Here is a 22,108-nt window from a genome sequence, read left to right as displayed (position 1 = left end):
CTCAGAACTATTGATTTGAGACTACAAGCAGCTCAATGTCCTTGTATGGAAGGTTATACATGTTAGCAAGGTCTTTGTTCGTTAAATGACCCTGATAAATGTATAGCGCCTCTCTAATGCCGGGCTTGCTCCAAACCACATTCATCAGGCCTCCCATATCACCTATATCTACAAGAATTGGTGTAAATATATTTGTGAGGGCATAAGATGCTGTACGAGGTACCCTTGAAGCAATATTAGGTACGCAATAATGGATTACATCATGTTTCCTAAACACGGGATCCTTATGATTGGTGACTTCGGAGGTTTCGAAACAACCGCCCTGGTCTATGCTTACATCGATTACAACAGAATTGGGTTTCATTCGGGTTACGGTTTCCTCCATTACAATGCATGGGCTTCTTCCGTGAGTTGCTCTGATGGCACCAATGACAACGTCGCAGGTAGTAATTGCTTTACCAAGGACTATAGGCTGCATGACAGAGGTGAATACCCGGCTTCCAAGGTTATTTTGAAGGCGTCTTAGTCGATAAATAGAGCTGTCGAATACTTTTACCTCCGCGCCTAGCGCCAGGGCTGTACGCGCCGCATATTCTCCAACGGTTCCCGCGCCAAGAATTACAATCTCGGTTGGCGGAACGCCTGTAAAGCCCCCAAGCATCAGTCCTTTTCCTCCTGTTACATTGCTGAGGTATTCTGCAGCGATAAAAATAGAGGTCGCCCCAACAATTTCACTCATTGCACGTACTACGCTTAGAATATTTCCTTCATCTCTAAGGTTCTCAAAGCAGATGGCATTGATTTTCTTATTAAGAAGTGCTTTGAGATAGGTTTCTTTTAGTCCGCCCATTTGAAGCGCCGATATTAAAGTTTGCCCTTTGTGCATGAGGGCAACTTCTTCTAACGTTGGGGGGGCTATTTTAACCAATATATCCGCATTAAATACATCTTTTTTATTAAAAGAGATGATCGCACCCTGTTCGCTATAGTCGTTATCGGAAAAATTTGAACCCACCCCCGCACCGGTTTCAATTATAACTTTATGCCCATTGTTAACCAAGAGGGCAACAGATAAAGGAGTCAGGGCAATTCGGTTTTCCTGGAATGAGATTTCTTTTGGAATGCCAATGTACAAACTATTGCTTTTCTGACTGGTTTCTGACATTGTCTCCTTGGGTTGTAAAAGCCCTTTTTGAGCAATTGAGGCCATACCTTCGCGTAATCCTGTAGCCATATTTGTTTATGTGATATTTTAGCTTGAAATTAAGAAAAATAACCTAAAAATAAGGGTTTGCCATTTTATATTTTATTGATGGACAGTCCCCTCTCATTTTCACCTAACATTTTGATCTCAACTTTAATATAGTGCTCCGGTAAAAGTTCTTCAACTTTTTCGGGCCATTCGATAAAGCAGGTGTTTCCTGAAAAAAAATACTCCTCGTAGCCAATATCGTATGCCTCCTGGAGGTTTTTAATACGATAGAAATCAAAATGATAAAAGGTATTGCCTTTTCCCTCGTATTCGTTTACAATGGAGAAGGTTGGACTGGAAACCAGTTCTTTTACGCCAAGCGCCTTCGCTATGACTTTAATAAAAGTTGTTTTTCCAGCCCCCATGTCTCCTTCAAAAACAAATATTTTTTCAGTTCCGGCAAAATCTAACAGGGCAATAGCGGCTTGATCTAAATCAGATAAGCTGTTTACATTAATATTCATTACTATCTTGAACTGTATGTGGCAATTGGTATAATCATCTCTTCTAATGAAATACCGCCATGTTGGAAGGTTTCATTGTAATAATTCACGAATTGGTTATAGTTGTTCTGGTAAACAAAATAACGGTCCTCTTTTGCAAAGATATAATTGGAGCTAATATTGATTTTTGGCAATTGGGCCTCATGAGGGTTTTTAATAAGGAAAACCTCTTTTGCATTAAAATTAAGGTTACGCCCTTGCTTGTATCGAAGATTTGTGTTGGTATTTCTATCGCCAATAACTTTGCTTGGATGTTTTACCCTTATTGTTCCGTGGTCTGTAGTAATGATCAGCTTAACATTCTTCTGAGATATTTTTTTCAAAAGATCCATCAATGGAGAATGCTCAAACCAGGAGAGGGTTAGTGAACGGTAGGCGGCATCATCGTTAGCCAGCTCACGAATCATCTGCATGTCTGTTCTGGCATGCGATAGCATGTCGACAAAGTTATATACAATAGCGTTAAACTCGTTTTGCAGCAAATTGTTCACTTGCTCATTAAGGGCCTTCCCATCGTCGTAGGTTAATATTTTGTTGTAGCTGAATTTACAATCTTTACGCAAGCTGCGCTTAATCTGATCTGCCAAAAAGGCGCCTTCGTGCATGTTTTTCCCCCCCTCATCATCGTCGTTTTGCCATAATCCTGGAAAGCGTTTTTCCATCTCCAGAGGCATTAATCCGGAAAATATTGAATTACGCGCATATTGGGTTGCAGTGGGTAAAATACTTGAATAGGTATCTTCCTCGTCCAAACGGAAATGTTCAGTAATCAGGGGATTAATAATCCTCCATTGATCGTACCTTAAATTATCAATAAGAATAAAAAAGACAGGAACGTTGTTGTTAATTAAAGGGAATGCTTTTTTCTTTAATAACTCGTTTGAAAGCAAGGGCGCTTTGCCTTTGCCATTGACCCAGCCTAAGTAGTGGTCTTCAATGAATTTTGAGAACTGCATATTTGCCTCTGACTTTTGCATTGTCAGAATCTCGTGCATTTGCGGATCATCAAGCTTCTCCAGTTCAAGTTCCCAGAAGACCAATTTTTTATAAACATCTACCCACTCTTCATAGCTTAACTTATCATTCAAAGTCATTCCCAAGCGCCTGAAGTCCTGTTGGTAGGCCATAGAAGTTCTTTCGCTTACAAGGCGTTTATTGTCTATTATTTTCTTTATGGTTAACAAAACCTGCTTCGGGTTAACGGGCTTAATAAGGTAATCATCTATTTTAGACCCAATGGCATCTTCCATCAGGTTTTCTTCTTCACTTTTGGTAATTAGTACAACCGGGACATCATTTCTAATGTTTTTTATTGCGGTAAGTGTTTCCAGACCACTCATGCCGGGCATGTTTTCATCAAGAAAAACCAGGTCAAAGTGCTCTTTGCCAAATGCTTCAAGGGCATCGTTACCATTTGTGTATGTGGTAACATGGTATCCTTTTTCGTTTAACAGTAATATATGTGGTTTTAATAAGTTTATCTCATCGTCGGCCCATAGAATCTTGGTTTCCTGCATTATTGTATTTATATAATGTGAATTAATTTGTCAAAAAGAGACTGCGTCTTTCTTACTATGGATAAAAATAGCAATTTTTGTACCGTATAATTTATTTTTTAGGATTGAACAAAAAGAAAATAATAAATGATCCTGTTTATGGTTTCATAAATATTCCTTCAGAAATAGTATTTGACCTCATCTCTCATCCTTATTTTCAAAGGTTGAGGTATATAAAGCAATTGGGAATGACCCATTTGGTATATCCGGGAGCATTGCATACCCGGTTTCACCATGCTTTAGGCGCAATGCATCTGATGGGGTTGGCTATTGAAATTTTAAGAAGCAAAGGGCATGAGATTAATAAGGAGGAAGAGGAGGCTGCCACAATTGCCATCTTACTACATGACATAGGCCATGGACCTTTTTCGCATGCGCTTGAATACTCGTTGGTTAACGGAATAAAGCATGAAGACATTTCCATGCTCATTATGGAGAAGCTTAATGCAGAGTTTGGCGGAAGATTAACTCCGGCAATTGATATTTTTAAAGGCAAATACCACAAGAACTTTCTGGCTCAACTCGTTTCTGGTCAGCTGGATCTGGACAGAATGGACTACCTGAACCGGGATAGCTTTTTTACCGGAGTAAGCGAAGGTGTAATTAGTTTTGATCGTATCATTAAGATGTTTAACGTGTTGGATGATAACCTGGTAATTGAAGAAAAGGGGATTTATTCGATAGAGAACTTTTTGATTTCGAGGAGACTGATGTATTGGCAGGTTTATTTGCATAAAACGGTTATTGCCGGAGAAATGGTGCTGGTGAAAATTTTGAAACGCGCGAAGGAACTTGCAGTTCGGGGAGAAACTCTTTTTGCCACGCCCGCGCTTCAACATTTTTTAATAAATGACGTTACCGAGACAAGTTTTTTTTCTGAGGAGATTCATTTATCTATGTTCGCCCAACTTGATGATCAGGACATTTTTGCTTCCATTAAAGTTTGGCGTGACCATCCGGATAGGATATTAGCCCAGTTGTGTAAAATGCTTACTAACAGGAATCTTTATAAAGTTGAAATTACAAATGATGCTCCAGATCAGAACAGAGTAGATGTGCTTAAGGAGAACACAGCAGAATTCCTAAAACTTAATAATGATGAAGTGTCCTATTTTGTTTTTACCGATGTAATAAGAAACAGGGCATATGATGCCGGCAACAGCAATATTAATATCCTATTAAAAAACAATATCATAATTGATATTGCAAAAGCATCAGATTTATCTAACTTAGAATCTTTAGACAAAACAGTGAAAAAGCACATACTTTGCTACCCAAGAATTATTTAGCATATTTTAACAAAATAATTAATTTTTAATCCCGTTTTTAGTTTCTTAATCTAAGATGGAATTATAATAACCTAAATAGGTTTATTTGTTCATATCAATTTAACATATAACTTTGTAAAATGCAATTTACTGCCAAGCAGATAAGCGAATTTATAAATGGCACCATTGAGGGCGACGAAAATGTAAAAGTCGAAGAGCTTTCTAAAATAGAAGATGGCAAGCCGGGATCTTTATGCTTTTTGTCCAATCCGAAATACGAGAACTATTTATATTCTACCAATGCCTCTGTAGTTATTGTTAGTCAAGATTTTTTGCCTGCACAGGCTGTAAAAAGCACCTTAATTAAGGTTGCAGATCCTTACAGTGCATTCTCTGTGTTGTTAGACCGGTACAATGAAGTGATTAGTCAAGTTAATGACTCATCAGGAATTGAACAGCCATCCTTTGTTCATCCAACCGCAAAATTGGGCAAGAATGTCTTTATCGCGGCCTTTTCTTATATCGCAGAAAACGTAGAAATAGGAGATAACTCGAAAATACTTGCTCAGGTTTACGTGGGCCCTGATACCAAAATTGGAGCGGGATGCACACTTTTTCCAGGAGTAAAAATTTATAACCGATCAGTTATCGGGGATAGGGTTTTTATACATGCAAACACTGTAATAGGAAGCGATGGTTTTGGTTTTGCGCCACAGGCCGACGGAACCTATTCAAAAATTGCACAAATTGGCAATGTGGTTATTGAAGATGATGTTGAGATTGGGGCGAATACTACGATCGATAGGGCTACAATGGGATCCACTTTCATTAGAAAAGGGGTTAAATTGGATAACCTGATCCAAATTGCCCACAATGTTGATGTTGGTGAACACAGTGTTGTTGCCGCACAAACCGGAATTTCGGGAAGTACCAAACTGGGTGAAAAATCCGTTGTTGGAGGACAAGTTGGTATTGCAGGTCACCTGTCATTAGCCAAGGGAACACAGATTGGCGCACAGGCCGGCATTAACTTTAGTACAACAGAAGAAAATAAACAATGGCATGGCAGCCCTGCTCAGCCACTAAGAGATTGGATGCGTGCATCTGTAATATTTAAACAATTACCTGCTGTTGAAAAAAGAATAGCAGCCTTAGAAACAACTATCGCCCAATTAAAAGCGTTAATTGAACAAAACAGTACAATACAAGATAAATAATGAACGTTAAGCAAAAGACCATTAAGAGCGAAGTTTCCGTAAAAGGGGTAGGCCTGCATACCGGAGCAAATGTTACATTAACTTTTTGTCCCGCACCTGAAAATCATGGATTTAAATTCCAAAGAGTAGATTTACCAGGAGCGCCAATAGTTGATGCAGATTGTGATAATGTTACTGATACTGCCAGAGGAACTACTATTTCTCAGAATGGCGCAAGTGTAAGTACCGTTGAGCATGTAATGGCGTCGCTTGTAGGTATGGATCTGGATAATGTGCTTATGAAAGTGGATGGTCCGGAAACGCCAATTATGGACGGCAGTGCAATTCTATTTTTAGAAGCACTGGAAGCGGCCGGAATACAGCAACAAGAGATTGATCGTGAGTATTTTCAAATACCGCACAATATAACTTATACAGAACCGGATAGAAAAGTTGAGATTGTCGCAATGCCGCTTGACGACTATAGGTTTACCTGTATGATAGACTATAATTCACCTGTTTTGGGAAGTCAGCATGCAGGCATTTCAAGTATTGCTGAATTCAGAAAAGAAATCGCATCGTGTAGAACTTTTTGCTTTTTGCACGAACTTGAATATCAACTACAAAATAACCTGATTAAAGGAGGCGATTTAAATAACGCCATAGTTATTGTTGATAAAGAGGTTACTAAAGAGGAACTTGACCATTTAGCCACTATTTTTAATAGAAAGGCAATAGAAGTTGCGCCACAGGGAATCTTGAATAACATGGAATTAAGGTATCAAAATGAGCCTGCCCGACATAAGTTATTGGATATGATTGGTGATCTGGCGCTTGTTGGGGTACATTTAAAGGGCCATATTATGGCTGCCCGCCCGGGCCATGCAGCAAATGTTGCCTTTGCGAAAAAGATTAAAGCAGCAATCAAAAAAGAAAAAAACAAAAAGGTACAGCACGTTTATGACCCCTCGGTAAAACCACTTTACGACGTGGTTCAAATCATGGATATTTTACCTCACAGACAACCTTTCCTGTTTATTGATAAAATATTGGAACTTTCTAAAACACACGTTGTTGGCGTTAAGAATGTTACCATGAATGAAGAGTTTTTTAAGGGTCATTTCCCTGGAGCACCAGTGTTCCCAGGAGTAATTCAAATTGAGGCAATGGCGCAGACCGGAGGTATTTTGGTTTTGAGCACAGTTCCCGATCCAAGAAATTACCTTACCTTGTTCTTAAAAATAGATAATGTACGCTTTAGGGCTCAAGTATCGCCTGGCGATACTATTGTTTTCAGATGCGATTTGATGGAACCAATCAGAAGGGGAATTGCCCAGATGAAAGGTGTCGGAATGGTTGGAGGCAAGGTAGTTGTGGAAGCAGAGATGATGGCACAAATTGTAAAAGTAAAAGATAGCGAACCAGTAGCATGATACAACCCCTAGCGTATATACACCCTCAGGCAAAAATTGCCGATAACGTGGTAATAGAGCCTTTTGCCGTGATACATAAGGACGTAGAGATTGGTGAGGGAACCTGGATAGGTTCTAACGTAGTCATCATGGATGGAGCGCGTATTGGAAAGAACTGCCGGGTTTTTCCGGGCTCCGTAATTTCTGGTGTGCCTCAGGATTTAAAGTTTGCCGGTGAGGTAACCACGGCTGAGATCGGAGACAATACCACCATCAGAGAGTGTGTAACTATAAACAGAGGAACAAAAGACAAATGGAAGACCGTAATAGGTAGTAATTGTCTTATACAGGCATATTCTCACATCGCTCATGACTGTGAAGTTGGAGATTACTGTATTTTTTCAAATAGTACTACCTTGGCAGGCCACATTACCATTGGTAATTATGTCGTACTGGCAGGACTAGTGGCTATCCATCAATTTGTAAAAGTTGGTGCCCATGCCTTTGTTACCGGAGGTTCCTTGGTAAGGAAAGATGTTCCGCCTTATGTTAAAGCAGCAAGAGAGCCCCTTTCGTATGCAGGAATTAACTCAGTAGGTTTGAGAAGAAGAGGCTTTTCTTCTGAAAAGATTAACGAGATACAGGAGATTTATAGGGTTTTATTTGTGAAACATAATAACGTTACTAAAGCGTTGGATATGATCGAAGCAGAATTTAAACCAACAGAAATTCGTGATGAAATAGTTGATTTTATTAGAAACTCAAATAGGGGTGTGATGAAAGGCTTTGGTTCTGGAAGCTAACTGATCAATCAATGACAATTACTTTAGAGGACATTGGGCGAAGATTTAACCAGGAGTGGATTTTTAAAGGAATAAATTATCAATTTAATTCTGGCGGTAAATACGCAATCTTAGGCCCAAATGGTTCTGGAAAATCGACGCTTTTGAGTATTGTACTGGGAAATTTATCTCCATCGGAGGGTATTATAACCTATAATAATCAGAAGAACATACCTGTAGAGCGAATCTATGAATCTATTAGTTTTGCGGCACCGTATTTAGATCTGATTGAAGAATTTACACTGCAGGAGACCATCGATTTTCATTTCAAGTTTAAAGCGCTGCAGAAGGGTTTTGATGAAGAGATGGTTTTGGAGCTTCTTGGGCTAAAGAAATCGCAAGACAAGGCACTAAAACACTTCTCGTCTGGAATGAAGCAGCGAACCAAGCTTGCGCTGGCATGCTGTACAGATACGCCCATACTTTTATTGGATGAGCCGACCTCAAACTTAGATAAGCAAGGCGTAGTATGGTATCATGAGTTGATTGCGCGTTTTACAGCAGACAGACTTGTAATAGTTGGCTCAAATCAGGAAGCTGAGTATTCGTTTTGTAACCATTTCGTTCAAATAACGGATTATAAATAACAAAAATTATATTTGTGATAAGTGCAAAAGTGGGTGATTTAGGCATTAAAGAACGATAAAAAAATATTTTCAAATTACTATTGTAGAATTAATAAATAGTTTATACCTTTGCGGCACGAAAAAGAGCCGGTGGTTTAGGCAAAATTTCAGAATAAAATGGCAAAAGCATCAGAAGTAAAAAATGGTAATATCCTTCGTTTTAACGGAGAATTAGTGCAAGTAGAAGAGTTTCTACACCGTACACCAGGTAACTTACGCGCTTTTTATCAAGCAAGAATGAGGAACGTAAAAACAGGGAAACTTGTAGAATATAGGTTCCGTGTTGATGAAGATGTTGAGATTTGCCGTGTTGAAACCAACGATTACCAATACTTGTATGAAGATGGTGAAGCGCTTGTAGTAATGGATAATACTACTTACGAGCAATTTAACATACCAAAGTTGTTGTTTGGTAAAAGTCTTCGCTTTTTGAAAGAAGGAATGAATGTAATTATCGCATTTGAAAGTGACGAGCCAATTATGGCACAGACGCCTTCACATGTTGAATTAGAGATAACGTACTCTGAGCCTGCAGTTAAAGGCGATACATCTACAAACGCATTAAAATATGCAACAGTAGAGACCGGAGTCGAAATAAAAGTACCAATGTTTATCAATCAAGGCGATAAAGTTAAGATAGATACACGCACTGGCGATTACGTAGAAAGAGTAAAATAAGAATTTTCATAGTTTAGTTTTAGGTTTAGGTTGATTGTGGCTTCGGAGTGGTTCCCGAAGCCATCTTTTTTTATATTTGTTTAAATGAAAAAGGCAGAACTTAGGAAATTAGCACTGAACCAGAGAAAATTACTCTCCCCCTCGGCAATACCTGCACTTAGCAACCAATTATTAGGGCACTTTTCTAAGCTTGATTTTTCAGAAATAAAGACAATCCATATCTTCTTACCCATTGCGGAAAAAAACGAACCAGATACATTTCTTTTTATCGATTGGCTTAGAAATAACCATACTGATATAAAAATTATTGTCCCAAAAGCAGATTTTGAAACGTCCTTAATGAGCAACTATGTTTATTCAGGGAGGGATGGTTTAGAAAAGAACTTATATGATATTCTGGAGCCTCAAAAAGGGGAACTGCACAGTGGAGATGTGGAAATGGTGGTCATTCCGTTATTGGCTTTTGATGAAAGAGGATATAGGGTTGGCTACGGGAAAGGGTTTTATGACAGGTTTCTACAAGGCCTGGCCACAATTAAGGTGGGTGTTTCTTTTTTCGAATCAGGAGTTGATATAGAGGATGTAAATGAACATGATATCCAAATGGATTTATGTATTACACCTCATAAGGTGTACGACTTCAGGAAATCAGTGATCAGGTAGGCAATACTTTTGCCAGTAAAGGAACTGGTTCTTCCGTCCGCCATTTCGCTTGCGCCTTCGCAGATGTGCAAATAGGCAAATTGTTTTGATGACCCAAGAATGAGCTTTCTGATCTCATTTAAGCTGAAACCCGATGGTGTAGCGGCGCTTGATAATATATTCTCTATACTATCAAGATCGATTTCTAAGCCAGGATTTTTAAAGTCAGTGATGAATTGGGTCCAAAGGGTTCCTATAGAGTCCGACAATAAGATATCATCAAAGAAAACAGCTTGTATTTTTTCATTCTCTTCTATTTGTTTTAGAATTGCTTCATTGTTGTAATTCTGGTGCAATCCAAAGACCCCGTATTTGGCCAAATAACCATCTTTTAAGGCATAACTGAAGCTATTGCCACTATGTCTGCCTTTTGGCTCTCTTAAGTCGGCATGAGCGTCTATATTGAGGATGTCAACGGCCTTCTTATGGACTGAGGCCAGCGCTTTAATGATAGGATAGGCATTATTGTGCCCTCCGCCAACAATAATGGGTGTTTTACCGGCAGCTATAATTTTAAGAACACATTCGTAAACTTGGTTATCTATTTCTGATACCTTTTTCTGTAATGCTTCAATCGTATTATTTTGGGGTTCAGTAAACTCAAAATGACCTAGAGCTATTAATTCTGATCCATCTAAAAAGTCGTTGCTTTGGGTATTAAGAAGGGCTTTAAGTGCGGGATCCCATGCTGTAGATGCGCCCGACAGACCGTAATTGGCCCTTACCCCGATATCTTCAGGAATTCCCAGTAATACAAAACGGGCCTCCGAAGTGTTCAGGTCTCCTAAATTAGAAATAACCTCAACACGTTCACCTAATTTTGTTTCTCCGCTGCGGATATTGACTAATTTAAGAATATCCTTACTCGAATAAATTCTAAGCCCATCCATTAGTTTATTTCTCCGTTTAAAATGATTTTTTCTATTTGCGACTGCCCAAAACTATAAGGCAGATAAGCTATTGAACTCATGGGACGGGTAATGAATAGGTTTGCTTTTTTTCCTATTGCAATGCTTCCTGCAACATCCGATAACCGCATTGCGGCGGCTCCGTTTAAAGTCGCGGCGTTAATTGCTTCTTCAGGGAGCATCTTTAATTTAATGCAACCTAATGAAATCACAAAATTCATATTCCCTGAAGGAGTAGAGCCGGGATTAAAATCAGAGGCTAAGGCAACAGGAATATCGGCATTAATTAGGCCGCGTGCATTAGCAAATGGAATATCAAGGTACAAAGAACAAGATGGAAGAAGGGTTGCAATTGTATTACTCCTGCTTAAACAGTTAATTACATCGTCATCTGTAGCTTCAAGGTGGTCTACGGAAATCGCATTATGTTTTATCCCAACCTGAACGCCGCCTGATACAGACAATTGGTTTGCATGAATTTTAGGCGGTAATCCATATTTCGCGCCGGCCTCTAAAAGTTTATCCGCTTCTTCCACAGAAAAAAAGCCTTTTTCGCAAAAAACATCCATATAATCTGCCAGGCCTTCATCTGCTATTCCAGGGAGCATTTGCTCTATAATAAGTTGAACATATCCATTATGATCATTTTTATAGTGTTCAGGAAAAGTATGAGCAGCAAGGAACGATGCCTTAACAGGAATTTTAAAAGCGTCTTTAAGTCGCCTGATTACCCTAAGCATTTTTAGTTCGCTATCAACGCTTAAGCCGTAGCCGCTCTTAATTTCGACAGCTCCGGTTCCCTGCTTAATCATATCGTTTAGCCTGATGGAGGCACTTTCAAACAGATGATCCTCAGACTCGTGTTGAAGTTTGCGGGCCGAGTTCAAAATACCCCCTCCTGCAGCTGCTATTTCTTCGTAGCCTTTTCCTTGAATTTTCATTACAAACTCTTCTTCTCTGGAAGCAGCAAACACAATGTGTGTATGAGAGTCGCACCATGATGGAAAAACATAACCTCTGTTAGCAGAAATGGAGGTTAATGATGTAGGCAGATCAGCAGGTAGGTTGTCCATATTGCCAAAGCCAGATATTAATCCATTTTCACATAATATCCAGGCATTGTTTATAACAGGCAAAGTACTCATAGCGCCGCCCTTTAAAACAGAAATGTTTTTAGGATGAGTGCCTACAAGCGTGCCGATGTCTGTTATAAGGAGGGCCGACATGGTTTAGGGGTTTAGCTCTAATAGAACCGGGCAATGATCTGAATGAATTGCGTCGGGAAGTATTGAAACGTGTTTCAGCTTATTTAAAAGAGGCTGGGTTGCTAAATGGTAATCAATGCGCCACCCAAGGTTTTTAGCTCTTGAATTTGCTCTAAAACTCCACCAGGTGTAGTGGTGCGGATCTTTATTAAAGTGCCTGAAAGTATCTATGAACCCATTGTTTAAAAACAATTCCATCCATTCACGCTCTTCCGGTAAGAAACCTGAAGAATTTGCATTTGATTTTGGGTTGTGTATGTCAATGGCGGTATGGCAAATATTGTAATCGCCTGAAATAATCAAATTAGAATACTCCTTGCGCAGTTCTCCAATATATGTGTCAAAGAAGCGCATGAATTCGTACTTCTTAACCTGTCTGTCGTCTCCGCTTGATCCTGAGGGCATGTAGAGGCTCATTAAAGAGAAGTCGTCAAAATCGGCTCTTAAAATGCGCCCTTCTTTATCTATCCATTCTTCTCCGCAGCCGTACTCCACATGATTTGGTTTTATTCTGGTAAGGACGGCCACTCCGCTATATCCTTTTTTCTCGGCCGGAAACCAGTAGTGATGATATCCTAATTGCTCAATTAGGGCAAGTATCTCCGGAATTTGAGAAGGCAGGGCCTTCACTTCCTGCAAGCAAACCATATCGGCATCGGTTGACTGTAGCCAGCCAAAAAAGTTTTTTGTTGATGCAGAGCGAATGCCGTTAACATTGTAAGAGATGATCTTCATAAATTATATAATTTTTCTAATTTTTTTGCCGCGCGTCTTTTCAAAACTGAAACAGACATCTTTACGTCGGCGTCAGGCCGATCGTTTGAATCCTTAGAAATGGCGGCGATTTTATCAACCATATCTAGGCCCTTAACCACCTCTCCAAAAACAGTATAGTTCCTGTCCAGATGCGGTGCGCCACCTAAATTTTTATAGATTTCTCTCTGCCAAACCGGTATTTTGAAATGCAGACGATTCGTTTCTAATGAATCTAATCCCCGATCTGTAAATTTTTTACCCTGAACAATGTAGAACTGAGACCCGCTTGATGCTTTTTCCGGATTGTCGTCTCTCGCAGCCCCCAGCACGCCTTTTTTATGAAATAAACTGTCTTCAAATTCAGCGGGGATGGTATAGCCTACAGTTCCATTTCCCAGCAATTCGCCTTGTTTTGCAACTTTTGAATCCGGATCGCCCCCCTGAATCATGAAGTTTTTGATAACCCGATGAAATAAAGTTCCCTCATAAACGCCCTTTTTAATCAGGGACACAAAGTTATCCCGGTGCTGAGGGGTTTCATTGTAAAGCATGATTATACATTCGCCCATATCCGTTTTAATTTTAACGTATTGATGTTTTGGCTTTGCGGCGAAAGCAGAGAAAACACCCAGACACAGTAGTAAGGCTAGAATTCTGTTCATTGATATTACTTTGGAGCTAAGGTAAGTTAAAAATGGCTTTATTGAAATGCGGGATGCTTCAATTTTATTGATTATCTTTCTTACCATACATCAAGGCCCGCTAAAACCCAGAGGTGTACTTTTGTAAAATTAAAACTAAAAAAAATTATGAAAAAGGTATTTTTATTCCTGGTTGCAATTTCAATCAGTGTTGCGTCTTTCGCGCAAACAAAGTGGACAGTTGATCCAATGCACTCATTTATAAATTTCTCAGTGAAACACATGGGAATCTCATTTGTAGATGGATCATTTAAAAAGTTTGATGGTGCAGTTACTGCAGCTAAAGAGGATTTAACTGATGCAAAAATCAGCTTTTCTGTTGATGTAAACAGCATTTCTACAAGTGTTGAACCTCGCGATAAGCACTTAAAATCTGACGATTTTTTTAATGCTGAAACTTATCCGTACATGACTTTCGAAAGTACTTCATTTAAAAAATTGAAAGGGAATAACTATGAATTGAGTGGAAAATTGACAATTCGTGATGTAACGAAAGATGTTAAATTCAATGTAGTATTCGGCGGAACAGCTAAAGATCAGCAAGGAAATACCAAAGCAGGTTTCTCAGCTAACACAACCATCAATCGTTTAGATTATAATATCAAATATGATCCAACCGGAATGGGTGTAGGTAAAGACGTTAAAATCGCCTTGAACTTGGAATTTGTTCAGGCAAAATAATTGATTTTACAGGCCGTCTGGATAAGATGGCCTGTTTTGATTTCTACTCATTATGACTAACTCAGCTCAATTCAAAACATTCACAAGTGGGTTGCCAATTCAGGAAAACCTTACGCCTGTTCTATTTGTGGGTCACGGATCTCCAATGAATGGGATTGAGGATAATGAGTTTAGCGACAAATGGGCCTCTATGGCTCAAAATATGCCAGTTCCAACAGCAGTACTGGTGGTTTCTGCACATTGGTTTACCAAAGGGACACACATTACTGCTATGGATTTTCCTAAAACCATACATGATTTTGGCGGGTTTCCACAGGCACTTTTTGATGTAGTTTATCCCGCACCCGGAAATCCGGCGCTTGCTGCTGAAACGGCAGGACTTATACAACATACGCATGTTGGTCTGGATCATGACTGGGGGCTTGACCATGGTGCATGGACTGTTGTAAGGCACATGTACCCAGAGGCGAACATCCCTGTATTGCAATTGAGTATCGACTATACCAAGGATGCGCGCTATCATTATGAGCTGGCCAAGGAATTACAACTTTTAAGAAAGAAAGGGGTTCTAATTCTTGGGAGCGGAAATATGGTTCACAACCTTAGAATGATGAGCTGGGAAATGATAAACGGTGGAGGATATGACTGGGCTTTACAAATGAACGATAAGTTTAAAAGCCTGATTTTAAGCAATGAACACAATCTGTTGATGAACTATCAATCGCTTGGTAAAGAGGCTATGCTGGCCATCCCTACCCCGGAGCATTATCTACCCTTAATGTATACCCTCGGTCTGAAATATGATAATGAGGAAGTTTCGTTATTTAACGATAGGGCTGTCGGTGGCTCATTAACCATGACTTCTGTTAAAGTGGGGTAATTACATTAGTTTTTTCAGCAACTTTAACACCCAGTCTTTGCCGTGATAAGGGGGGTAAATCATCCCGGTCATATCTAACTTAGACTGAAAAACAACAGCCCTTTCGTGGCTGAACGACTTGAAGCCGAATTTTCCATGGCAACTTCCCATACCACTTCCGTTTACGCCCCCAAAAGGTAATTTCGGATTTGAGATATGAATCAGTACATCATTAACACAGGTGCCGCCTGCGCTGGTATTTGCTATAATTCGGCGGATGTTCTCTTTGCTATCGCTAAAAATATATAACGCCAGCGGTTTGCCTTTTTTGTTGATACGGCTAATTACTTCATCTAAACTTTTATAGGTGATGATTGGCAATAGCGGACCAAAAATTTCTTCGTTCATGACGTTCGAATCGTCGCTGAGCCGTGTAAGAACCGTAGGGCTAATGGTATTATTTTCCTCGTCTGTTTCGCCACCAAAGGCAACGTTGGCGCCTTTATTTGTCGCGTCAGTAATCAGTCCTGTTAATCTTTTAAAATGGCTGTTGTTTATAATTTTAGCGTAAACGGAGTGGTCAACGGTATTGTTTCCATTGCAGAACATTTTGTTTACCGATTCTTTGTAATGCCCAATAAATTCAGCTTGTTTTTCTTCCGGAATAAAAACATAATCAGGTGCAATACAAGTTTGTCCGGCATTCATCAATTTCCCCCAGGCAATCTTTTCCGCTGTGTTCTTTAAGTTGGCCGTTGCATCAATTACAGTAGGCGATTTTCCTCCCAACTCCAATGTTACCGAAGTAAGGTTTTTTGCAGCGGCTTCCATCACTACTTTTCCAATGGTGGTGCTTCCAGTAAAGAAAATATGATCGAATGGCAGTTCAAGCAAAGCTGTTGATACAGAGGCGTCGCCCTCAAAGCAGCAGATTTCCTGTTCCTCAAAACATTCGGTAATAATCCGTGCAATAATTGAACTGGTTGCGGGGCTAACCTCTGAAGGTTTTAACATGGAGCAATTCCCTGCTGCAATGGCAGAGATTAAAGGCGCCATCAACAATTGAAAAGGATAGTTCCACGGCGAAATGATCAAACAAACGCCTTTTGGTTCATAATAAAGTCTGTTTTTTGCAAAAAGGTTGGTTATTGTTTTGCCAATGTATTTAGGCCTCATCCAATTTTTGACGTTCTTAATCGCAAAATCAATTTCAGCATAAGTAAATATCAGTTCGGTCACGGCAGCTTCAAACTGGCTTTTGCGAAGATCCTGCTGTAAAGCAGCATATATCTCGGCCTCGTGCTTTTCTATACCGCGCTTTAATGCCTTTAATTTATTAATTCTTTGTTCGGCATTACTAGTCCTAAGCGTATATTTATGCGCTTGCTGAGCATTAAAAACAGAGTTAATAGGTCGCGTCATGTTAGCTTGCCAAATAGGCCTAAAATTGTTAAAATAGGTTAAATTAATTATCCTTAATTGCTATTGTATTGAAAATAGATTGATTTAAGGGATATTGCACATGTAAAATAAATATACAAAATGAAAAGGGGATTTTTTACTGTACTAGCCACTATATTATTTCTCCAGTTGGGGAATGCCCAAACCATTAAAACGGGAGTTTTGGTTATTGGTAACGGGAGTGGTGCACTGGCAGCAAGCATTCAATCAAGTGTTTCTGGTGCTAAAACAGTTCTATTATTACCGGGAGGAGGGTTTGAAGCTTCACCCAGCTCCGGGAACTTATCTTCCGGAATAGAAGCGAACCTAATTAAGGGTTTAAAGACTCGAGATAAAGCTCAAATCAACTCTGCCATAAAATCATGGACAGATACGCTTAAGAATCTGACAGTCATAAAAAATGCGAACTGGATAAAATTAAAAAGATCTGGAAGCGGCTGGAGTGTGCAGCTAAGCGACGGCAGAACAGTAAAGGCTATTGCGATGGTGAACGCGGACAGAACAGGAAAGGTCAATGCGGCTATTCCCTTGCAAAGTGTAAATAAGTCGTGGCATTTGCTTACTTACAACAACAATCTTTACAGAACAAGCATTGCCTCGGGGCAGCAGGTTGAAAATACATCTGCGAATTTACTTTTTCTAAGCGATCTGCTTATTCCTGAACAGGATAATCTTGTGGTGCTAAATTCAGGAATTGAAAGCATTGCTGCAGGACAGGCAGCAGGAGCTGTGGCTGCTTATGCTGCTTTTTTCAAAACCAAAACCTCTCAGGCTTCTTTAAAGGAGATACAGGGAGAGCTAATGAAGTACCAGTTGTCTCTAATGCCATTTGCAGATATTATGCCTACTGACACCAACTGGAAATCTATTCAGTTTCTGGGTCTTTCGGGATTTTTAAAAGCAGATATAGCTAACGGAGTGGCTAATTTTGAACCGGAGCGGACGGTATCAACAGCAGAAATAAAGGAACCGATTAAGGAGTATTATTATAAAGCACAGATCTGGTTTGATGAACATAAGGAGTCCGAAATGACTATCGGCGCAACGCTAAACCTTGTTTGTTATGTGGGTGGAAAATCGCCAAAGAATACGGAAGAGGAGATTAAGAAGAACTGGAAAACCGTATATAAATTTAAAACAGAATATGATCTTAAGCGCAATATTACAAGAAGAGAATTTGCCGTTCTGGTAAATGAATATCTAAACCCATTTCGTGTTAATACAGATAAAACAGGAAGAATACTGAGGTAAAACATAAATAGATAGAAACTAATTTGTTTTTCTGTGTTATAGTTTTCGTCTATGTGCCTATCAAGATTAAGTATCTGTTATATCTTGAATATGGTTGTTTTTGAGTACGGATACGCTTACCTTTGCACCATCAAAAAACAACAATAAAACACAAAATATAATTATGGCTATAGTAGGAAAAAAATTCCCAAGTGTTAGTATCGATGCGATGTCAGAAATGGGTGACGATTTAAAGATCAATGTATTTGAAGAAGCAGTGAGCAAGGGGAAAAAAGTTTTATTATTCTGGTATCCAAAGGATTTTACTTTTGTTTGTCCAACAGAATTGCACGCTTTTCAAGCAGCTTTACCTGACTTTGAAAAAAGAAATACAATTGTAATTGGTGCATCATGCGATACAAACGAAGTTCACTTTGCATGGTTGAACACTCCAAAAGATAACGGCGGTATTGAAGGTGTTACTTATCCGATTTTAGCAGATACGCACAGACAATTATCTAACATTTTAGGTATTGTTGAGCAAGAGGTTGAATATGATGAAGAAGGAAACGAAATCTTCTCTGGATCAAACGTTACATTCAGAGCAACTTACCTAATTGACGAAACCGGTAAAGTTTTCCATGAAAGCGTTAACGATATGCCAGTAGGTAGAAACGTTAAAGAATATTTACGTTTAATTGACGCTTATGCTCACGTTCAGAAACATGGCGAAGTTTGCCCTGCAAACTGGGAAGAAGGAAAAGAAGCAATGAACGCAAATAGAACTGGCGTTGCTGAATATTTAAGCGCTAACTAATCAATTAATTAAAAATTATGTTTTTAGAATTAACAGAAGATAATCTTCAACAATATGTTGCTGAAAACAAGAAAGTAATGGTTCAGTATGCTGCATCGTGGTGCGGGAATTGCCGAATCATGAAGCCGAAGTTTAAGAAACTAGCTGCTGAAAACGAAGATGTTGCTTTCTTAATTGTGGATGCCGAAAAACTTCCGGCTTCACGTAAACTGGCAACGGTTGACAATTTACCAACTTTTGCAGCCTTTGAAGGCGGCACTTTGGTAGATCAGGTTCAAACGAACAAAGCAGAAGTATTAAGCGAATTATTTAATAAAATAAAATAATGAAAATTCCGGTTATAAGACAGCTATTCCAAAATACTACTCCAGAAAATCTTGAGGCAACTTTATCTGTTTTAGAAGCTTTTTGTGAATTCAGAGGGGTAAGTGAGGAAGAAATTGATGTAGCAGGAGAGATGATCACCAATATCTGCGGAGCGCTTGAAGTTCATGAGAACGTAAAAGCAGGAGCAGTTGAAAAAGATGCGCTAAACGCATTTGGTCAAAAAGTAATGGGGTCAATTGACAGGCATTAATTTAGCAACATAATAAAAAAGGGGATGTCAATATCCCCTTTTTTTATGTTCTTACGCCAGGTTACGCCCGGCATTTACAATGCCGTATACGGTTCTGATGGCAAGCTTCTCATAAGATTGTTTTTCTTCCTCTGTTATTTCGTTCTGTAGCTGTTCTAAAGCGTAATGCTGGATAAGCACCAAAGGCAGTACGATCTTTTCTCTAACGGCAATAGAGCGCTTCTCTACAGGGTAATTCTCCATTAGTGTCTCATGACCAGCTAGCTTTAAAAGCATTTCCTTAGAAAGCGTAAATTCATCAAAAAGAATCTTCCAGAAAGCACCGTATTCTTTGTCGTTTATAAAGTGAGCCGTAACAGCAAAGTCAGACTTGCTCATAGACATCATACAGTTGTCTATGATGGTTTTAAAGTAGCCAGATTCCTGATAGGTCTTAACAACCTTATCCCAGTTTCCTGCTTTTTCCTGGCTCTTCAATGCCGTGCCCATGCCATAAAATCCTGGAATATTCTGTTTAAGCTGGCTCCATGCGGTAACAAAGCTTATCGCCCTTAGATCTTCCAGTTTTAATGCACCTCCAGAATTTCTTTTTACCGGCCTGCTGCTGATGGTAATTTTCGATAACAAAGTAAGCGGCGAGAATTTCTCCAGATAACTTAAAAACAATGGATGCTTACGCAATGCTACAAATGATTCATAGCTTTCCTGCGCCATTATATCCAAAAGATTTTTATGAACCGGATCTAATAAAATATTATGTCTTTCCTTAATACCCGCAGAAATACCTGCGTTTATTAATTGTTCAATGTTAAATTCGGCACTGTCAATAGAGCCATACTGAGAACTGATTGTTTGTCCCTGAATGGTAAGCTGAATATTTTTATTGGCAATCTCTTTACCCATAGAGGCATAGAAACGATGCGTTTTACCTCCGCCTCTTGATGGCGGGCCACCGCGACCATCAAAAAAAGCAAGTTGAATATTGTGTTTGTTTGCCGTTTCTGTTAAAGCAACCTTGGCATTAAAAATGGACCAGTTTGCCATTAAATAACCGCCATCTTTCGTGCTGTCAGAGAAGCCAAGCATAATGTCTTGTTTGTTCCCTCTTTTCTTCAAATGTTTTTTGTAAAACGGATGAGCATACAATGTTTCCATAATTGTAGCCGCATCAGCAAGGTCATGAACTGTTTCAAATAAGGGAACGAAATCAATAGAAAGATCATTTTCTTCCCATCCGTTCCATAAGAAAAGCTCTATTAATTGCAAAATATCACTCGCTTGCTGACAATTACTGATAATGAATCGGTGGCAGGCAAGTTCTCCATTGCTTTGCTGTATTTGCTTCACTTCAGTAATGGTTTGAAGTGTATCCTGAACCAATGAATCTGCTTTGTCGCTATGCGATACTCTTGCACTTTTAAAGGATAGGGTCTTGATTTTTTCTTCTTCCGACAAGCTTTCATAGTTCTCTGGGAACATAGAATTGATCGGCTTGCTTTGTCGGCAATAGGCATGAACGTCTCTTAGAACTCTGCTGTCCTGTCTGATATCAAGCGAGGCAAAGTGGCTGCCATAAAGCTCAACTTTACGGATCAGGTCAGAAACAATATCAGCAAACAGGCCGTCGTGGCTATCTACCAGAGTATTTTTAATTTTATTCAGGTGTTCGATCAGAAAGTCAGAAATGTTTTCCATTTCAATATTCGGATCAAAGGCATTTTTGTACAATACATCATGAACTATAGCGATAGGCTCATCAACTCCTCTAAAGGTGATACGCCTTTTCAGGTTTCTAAAATCGCGGTAATAGCATCTGAACAAGATCTGGCGAAGCATTTTTGAAACCTGTACGGTAGATTCGGTATGTACATTCGGGTTACCGTCTCTATCACCACCTGGCCAAAAACCTAGTTCTATAATCTTTTTAGAGTCCAGGCTGTAATCGTTCAGGCTTTTGTCTATTTCTGATTGAATGTTTGCTGCTGCAAAATAAAACACGTTTTCGAGGTACCAGGCTAAACTTAGCGCCTCATCAACCGGGGTTGGTGATTTCTTATTGAAAAATGGCGTTTTACCTAGTTGCTGAAGCAAAAGGTGGATACTGGTAATGTCGTTAATTTTAATGGCAGCGGTAAGGTCTGTGATGATAGACAATACGCTTCCAGGGTAAAATTGAGTGGGGTGTGCGGTTAAAACAAGTCTTAAAGAGAATTCTTCAATCAGTTTTTCTATTTTCTGATTTAAAGAGCTGTCATCAATTCCTTTTTTTAGATAAGACAGCAATGCATTATGCTCATCAGAAGCATTCAGTTTGTTAAAAGAAGCATCCTCAACAGCATCAAATAACACCACCTGGCGCTCAATGTATTGGATAAATCTGAACAGAAGATCAATCACGTCCTTAGCCCCGTTATTTTGCGTATACTTCTTGAAAAAAGCATTAATAATTTCTGCCGGAGTCTCATGGTTATTTACACCATCTTCACAGTATTTTATAAACAACGGCAACAGTGTGCCGGTATCTTTAATCTTGTAAAAAGGAAGGGTAAGGAAAAGGCTGTTATAGAGTTCAAATCTGGATACTACTTCGTTGTTAAATACTGATTCTCTCTGACCTTTTGCGCGTTGTTTCTGCATCATATTTAAAGGGTATTTTTTCGCGCTTAAGCTACCAAAAATGATTCAAAAAAAAGACCTCAAAGTACTATTAATTTAATTTTGGTTTTTTTGCAAAAAAAACTAACTTAGTACCATAGAGGTTAAACAAATCCTTTTAAACTTATGTGCTGATTTGAGGGCGGAAACGCAATAAATGAGG

The 22,108-nt window shown here is 39.2% G+C and carries 22 protein-coding genes; 13 read left to right on the top strand and 9 right to left on the bottom strand.

All coding sequences use genetic code 11. The annotated features are described in order from the left end of the window. Positions 1-7 precede the first annotated feature (7 nt). From AC6CH7_RS17835 to porX, 3 genes are all read right to left on the bottom strand, one after another. Entirely contained in the window at positions 8-1,234 is a 1,227-nt protein-coding gene (locus tag AC6CH7_RS17835) for an alanine dehydrogenase (protein WP_048908148.1), read from the bottom strand. 65 nt (positions 1,235-1,299) lie between these two features. Then, positions 1,300-1,716, bottom strand: a complete 417-nt coding sequence (gene tsaE / locus AC6CH7_RS17830; protein ID WP_498264026.1) for a tRNA (adenosine(37)-N6)-threonylcarbamoyltransferase complex ATPase subunit type 1 TsaE — start codon at positions 1,714-1,716, stop codon at positions 1,300-1,302. 2 nt (positions 1,717-1,718) lie between these two features. Next, positions 1,719-3,272 (bottom strand): T9SS response regulator signal transducer PorX, encoded by a 1,554-nt coding sequence (porX, locus tag AC6CH7_RS17825; protein WP_172662329.1) that lies wholly within the window; start codon positions 3,270-3,272, stop codon positions 1,719-1,721. Between the two features lie 104 nt (positions 3,273-3,376). Here porX and AC6CH7_RS17820 point away from each other — a divergent pair, with 104 nt between their 5' ends. The 7 genes from AC6CH7_RS17820 to AC6CH7_RS17790 all read left to right on the top strand — a co-directional run bounded on the left by AC6CH7_RS17820 (position 3,377) and on the right by AC6CH7_RS17790 (position 9,996). Further along, on the top strand, positions 3,377-4,600 hold the full coding sequence (locus AC6CH7_RS17820; RefSeq protein ID WP_498264044.1) for an HD domain-containing protein: 1,224 nt from the start codon (positions 3,377-3,379) through the stop codon (positions 4,598-4,600). Positions 4,601-4,719: 119 nt separating this feature from the next. Then, complete coding sequence (gene lpxD, locus AC6CH7_RS17815) at positions 4,720-5,796, top strand: UDP-3-O-(3-hydroxymyristoyl)glucosamine N-acyltransferase (RefSeq protein WP_498264025.1); 1,077 nt, start codon at positions 4,720-4,722, stop codon at positions 5,794-5,796. Then, entirely contained in the window at positions 5,796-7,208 is a 1,413-nt protein-coding gene (locus AC6CH7_RS17810) for a bifunctional UDP-3-O-[3-hydroxymyristoyl] N-acetylglucosamine deacetylase/3-hydroxyacyl-ACP dehydratase (RefSeq protein ID WP_498264024.1), read from the top strand. Before lpxD ends, AC6CH7_RS17810 begins: the two co-directional genes overlap by 1 nt. After that, positions 7,205-7,990 (top strand): acyl-ACP--UDP-N-acetylglucosamine O-acyltransferase, encoded by a 786-nt coding sequence (lpxA, locus tag AC6CH7_RS17805; RefSeq protein WP_048908154.1) that lies wholly within the window; start codon positions 7,205-7,207, stop codon positions 7,988-7,990. The genes AC6CH7_RS17810 and lpxA overlap by 4 nt, the downstream gene beginning before the upstream one ends. Before the next feature lie 11 nt (positions 7,991-8,001). Continuing rightward, positions 8,002-8,616 (top strand): ABC transporter ATP-binding protein, encoded by a 615-nt coding sequence (locus tag AC6CH7_RS17800; RefSeq protein ID WP_498264023.1) that lies wholly within the window; start codon positions 8,002-8,004, stop codon positions 8,614-8,616. A gap of 156 nt (positions 8,617-8,772) precedes the next feature. Then, positions 8,773-9,333, top strand: a complete 561-nt coding sequence (gene efp, locus AC6CH7_RS17795; protein WP_068889711.1) for an elongation factor P — start codon at positions 8,773-8,775, stop codon at positions 9,331-9,333. An 84-nt stretch (positions 9,334-9,417) separates the two neighbouring features. Continuing rightward, positions 9,418-9,996 carry a 5-formyltetrahydrofolate cyclo-ligase gene (locus AC6CH7_RS17790; protein ID WP_498264022.1) on the top strand — a complete coding sequence of 193 codons (579 nt, stop codon included), beginning with the start codon at positions 9,418-9,420 and terminating at the stop codon, positions 9,994-9,996. Here AC6CH7_RS17790 and AC6CH7_RS17785 read toward each other — a convergent pair. The 4 genes from AC6CH7_RS17785 to AC6CH7_RS17770 are packed head-to-tail and all read right to left on the bottom strand — an operon-like array spanning position 9,957 to position 13,626. Then, positions 9,957-10,925, bottom strand: a complete 969-nt coding sequence (locus tag AC6CH7_RS17785; protein WP_498264021.1) for a formimidoylglutamase — start codon at positions 10,923-10,925, stop codon at positions 9,957-9,959. The genes AC6CH7_RS17790 and AC6CH7_RS17785 overlap by 40 nt on opposite strands. Continuing rightward, positions 10,925-12,169: an imidazolonepropionase gene (gene hutI, locus AC6CH7_RS17780; RefSeq protein ID WP_498264020.1), complete on the bottom strand. Its 1,245-nt coding sequence runs from the start codon at positions 12,167-12,169 to the stop codon at positions 10,925-10,927. The genes AC6CH7_RS17785 and hutI overlap by 1 nt, the downstream gene beginning before the upstream one ends. 3 nt (positions 12,170-12,172) lie before the next feature. After that, entirely contained in the window at positions 12,173-12,943 is a 771-nt protein-coding gene (locus AC6CH7_RS17775; RefSeq protein WP_498264019.1) for an exodeoxyribonuclease III, read from the bottom strand. After that, positions 12,940-13,626, bottom strand: a complete 687-nt coding sequence (locus tag AC6CH7_RS17770; protein WP_498264018.1) for a peptidylprolyl isomerase — start codon at positions 13,624-13,626, stop codon at positions 12,940-12,942. Before AC6CH7_RS17770 ends, AC6CH7_RS17775 begins: the two co-directional genes overlap by 4 nt. A 147-nt stretch (positions 13,627-13,773) precedes the next feature. Here AC6CH7_RS17770 and AC6CH7_RS17765 point away from each other — a divergent pair, with 147 nt between their 5' ends. Continuing rightward, on the top strand, positions 13,774-14,346 hold the full coding sequence (locus AC6CH7_RS17765) for a YceI family protein (protein ID WP_498264017.1): 573 nt from the start codon (positions 13,774-13,776) through the stop codon (positions 14,344-14,346). Positions 14,347-14,398: 52 nt separating this feature from the next. After that, positions 14,399-15,226 (top strand): 4,5-DOPA-extradiol-dioxygenase, encoded by an 828-nt coding sequence (gene ygiD, locus AC6CH7_RS17760; protein WP_498264016.1) that lies wholly within the window; start codon positions 14,399-14,401, stop codon positions 15,224-15,226. On the opposite strand, the gene AC6CH7_RS17755 is transcribed toward ygiD, so the two are convergent. Continuing rightward, positions 15,227-16,627: an aldehyde dehydrogenase family protein gene (locus AC6CH7_RS17755; RefSeq protein WP_498264015.1), complete on the bottom strand. Its 1,401-nt coding sequence runs from the start codon at positions 16,625-16,627 to the stop codon at positions 15,227-15,229. It lies immediately after the preceding gene. Positions 16,628-16,747: 120 nt separating this feature from the next. On the opposite strand from AC6CH7_RS17755, the gene AC6CH7_RS17750 reads away from it, so the two are divergent. The 4 genes from AC6CH7_RS17750 to AC6CH7_RS17735 all read left to right on the top strand — a co-directional run bounded on the left by AC6CH7_RS17750 (position 16,748) and on the right by AC6CH7_RS17735 (position 19,290). Continuing rightward, positions 16,748-17,917, top strand: a complete 1,170-nt coding sequence (locus tag AC6CH7_RS17750) for a hypothetical protein (protein WP_498264014.1) — start codon at positions 16,748-16,750, stop codon at positions 17,915-17,917. A 100-nt stretch (positions 17,918-18,017) separates the two neighbouring features. Further along, a complete protein-coding gene (locus AC6CH7_RS17745; RefSeq protein WP_498264013.1) occupies positions 18,018-18,713 on the top strand; it encodes a peroxiredoxin in 696 nt (231 codons plus the stop codon). 17 nt (positions 18,714-18,730) lie between these two features. Beyond that, complete coding sequence (locus AC6CH7_RS17740) at positions 18,731-19,039, top strand: thioredoxin family protein (RefSeq protein WP_498264012.1); 309 nt, start codon at positions 18,731-18,733, stop codon at positions 19,037-19,039. Next, on the top strand, positions 19,039-19,290 hold the full coding sequence (locus tag AC6CH7_RS17735) for a DUF6952 family protein (protein WP_048908165.1): 252 nt from the start codon (positions 19,039-19,041) through the stop codon (positions 19,288-19,290). Before AC6CH7_RS17740 ends, AC6CH7_RS17735 begins: the two co-directional genes overlap by 1 nt. A 51-nt stretch (positions 19,291-19,341) precedes the next feature. Here the strand turns inward: AC6CH7_RS17735 and AC6CH7_RS17730 are convergent, their stop codons facing one another. After that, complete coding sequence (locus AC6CH7_RS17730) at positions 19,342-21,930, bottom strand: phosphoenolpyruvate carboxylase (RefSeq protein WP_498264011.1); 2,589 nt, start codon at positions 21,928-21,930, stop codon at positions 19,342-19,344. Between the last annotated feature and the right edge of the window lie 178 nt (positions 21,931-22,108).

The organism is Pedobacter sp. GQ55 (assembly GCF_059758925.1).
The sequence above is the reverse complement of the archived record's forward strand: the minus strand, read 5'-3'. Positions and strand labels throughout refer to the sequence as shown.

Excerpts from the sequence above, each read along its gene's own strand:
- AC6CH7_RS17835 (WP_048908148.1), bottom strand. The coding sequence starts at position 1,234 with ATGGCTACAGGATTACGCGAAGGTATGGCCTCAATTGCTCAAAAAGGG.
- tsaE (WP_498264026.1), bottom strand. The coding sequence starts at position 1,716 with ATGAATATTAATGTAAACAGCTTATCTGATTTAGATCAAGCCGCTATT.
- porX (WP_172662329.1), bottom strand. The coding sequence starts at position 3,272 with ATGCAGGAAACCAAGATTCTATGGGCCGACGATGAGATAAACTTATTA.
- lpxD (WP_498264025.1), top strand. The coding sequence starts at position 4,720 with ATGCAATTTACTGCCAAGCAGATAAGCGAATTTATAAATGGCACCATT.
- AC6CH7_RS17810 (WP_498264024.1), top strand. The coding sequence starts at position 5,796 with ATGAACGTTAAGCAAAAGACCATTAAGAGCGAAGTTTCCGTAAAAGGG.
- lpxA (WP_048908154.1), top strand. The coding sequence starts at position 7,205 with ATGATACAACCCCTAGCGTATATACACCCTCAGGCAAAAATTGCCGAT.
- AC6CH7_RS17800 (WP_498264023.1), top strand. The coding sequence starts at position 8,002 with ATGACAATTACTTTAGAGGACATTGGGCGAAGATTTAACCAGGAGTGG.
- efp (WP_068889711.1), top strand. The coding sequence starts at position 8,773 with ATGGCAAAAGCATCAGAAGTAAAAAATGGTAATATCCTTCGTTTTAAC.
- AC6CH7_RS17790 (WP_498264022.1), top strand. The coding sequence starts at position 9,418 with ATGAAAAAGGCAGAACTTAGGAAATTAGCACTGAACCAGAGAAAATTA.
- AC6CH7_RS17785 (WP_498264021.1), bottom strand. The coding sequence starts at position 10,925 with ATGGATGGGCTTAGAATTTATTCGAGTAAGGATATTCTTAAATTAGTC.
- hutI (WP_498264020.1), bottom strand. The coding sequence starts at position 12,169 with ATGTCGGCCCTCCTTATAACAGACATCGGCACGCTTGTAGGCACTCAT.
- AC6CH7_RS17775 (WP_498264019.1), bottom strand. The coding sequence starts at position 12,943 with ATGAAGATCATCTCTTACAATGTTAACGGCATTCGCTCTGCATCAACA.
- AC6CH7_RS17770 (WP_498264018.1), bottom strand. The coding sequence starts at position 13,626 with ATGAACAGAATTCTAGCCTTACTACTGTGTCTGGGTGTTTTCTCTGCT.
- AC6CH7_RS17765 (WP_498264017.1), top strand. The coding sequence starts at position 13,774 with ATGAAAAAGGTATTTTTATTCCTGGTTGCAATTTCAATCAGTGTTGCG.
- ygiD (WP_498264016.1), top strand. The coding sequence starts at position 14,399 with ATGACTAACTCAGCTCAATTCAAAACATTCACAAGTGGGTTGCCAATT.
- AC6CH7_RS17755 (WP_498264015.1), bottom strand. The coding sequence starts at position 16,627 with ATGACGCGACCTATTAACTCTGTTTTTAATGCTCAGCAAGCGCATAAA.
- AC6CH7_RS17750 (WP_498264014.1), top strand. The coding sequence starts at position 16,748 with ATGAAAAGGGGATTTTTTACTGTACTAGCCACTATATTATTTCTCCAG.
- AC6CH7_RS17740 (WP_498264012.1), top strand. The coding sequence starts at position 18,731 with ATGTTTTTAGAATTAACAGAAGATAATCTTCAACAATATGTTGCTGAA.
- AC6CH7_RS17735 (WP_048908165.1), top strand. The coding sequence starts at position 19,039 with ATGAAAATTCCGGTTATAAGACAGCTATTCCAAAATACTACTCCAGAA.
- AC6CH7_RS17730 (WP_498264011.1), bottom strand. The coding sequence starts at position 21,930 with ATGATGCAGAAACAACGCGCAAAAGGTCAGAGAGAATCAGTATTTAAC.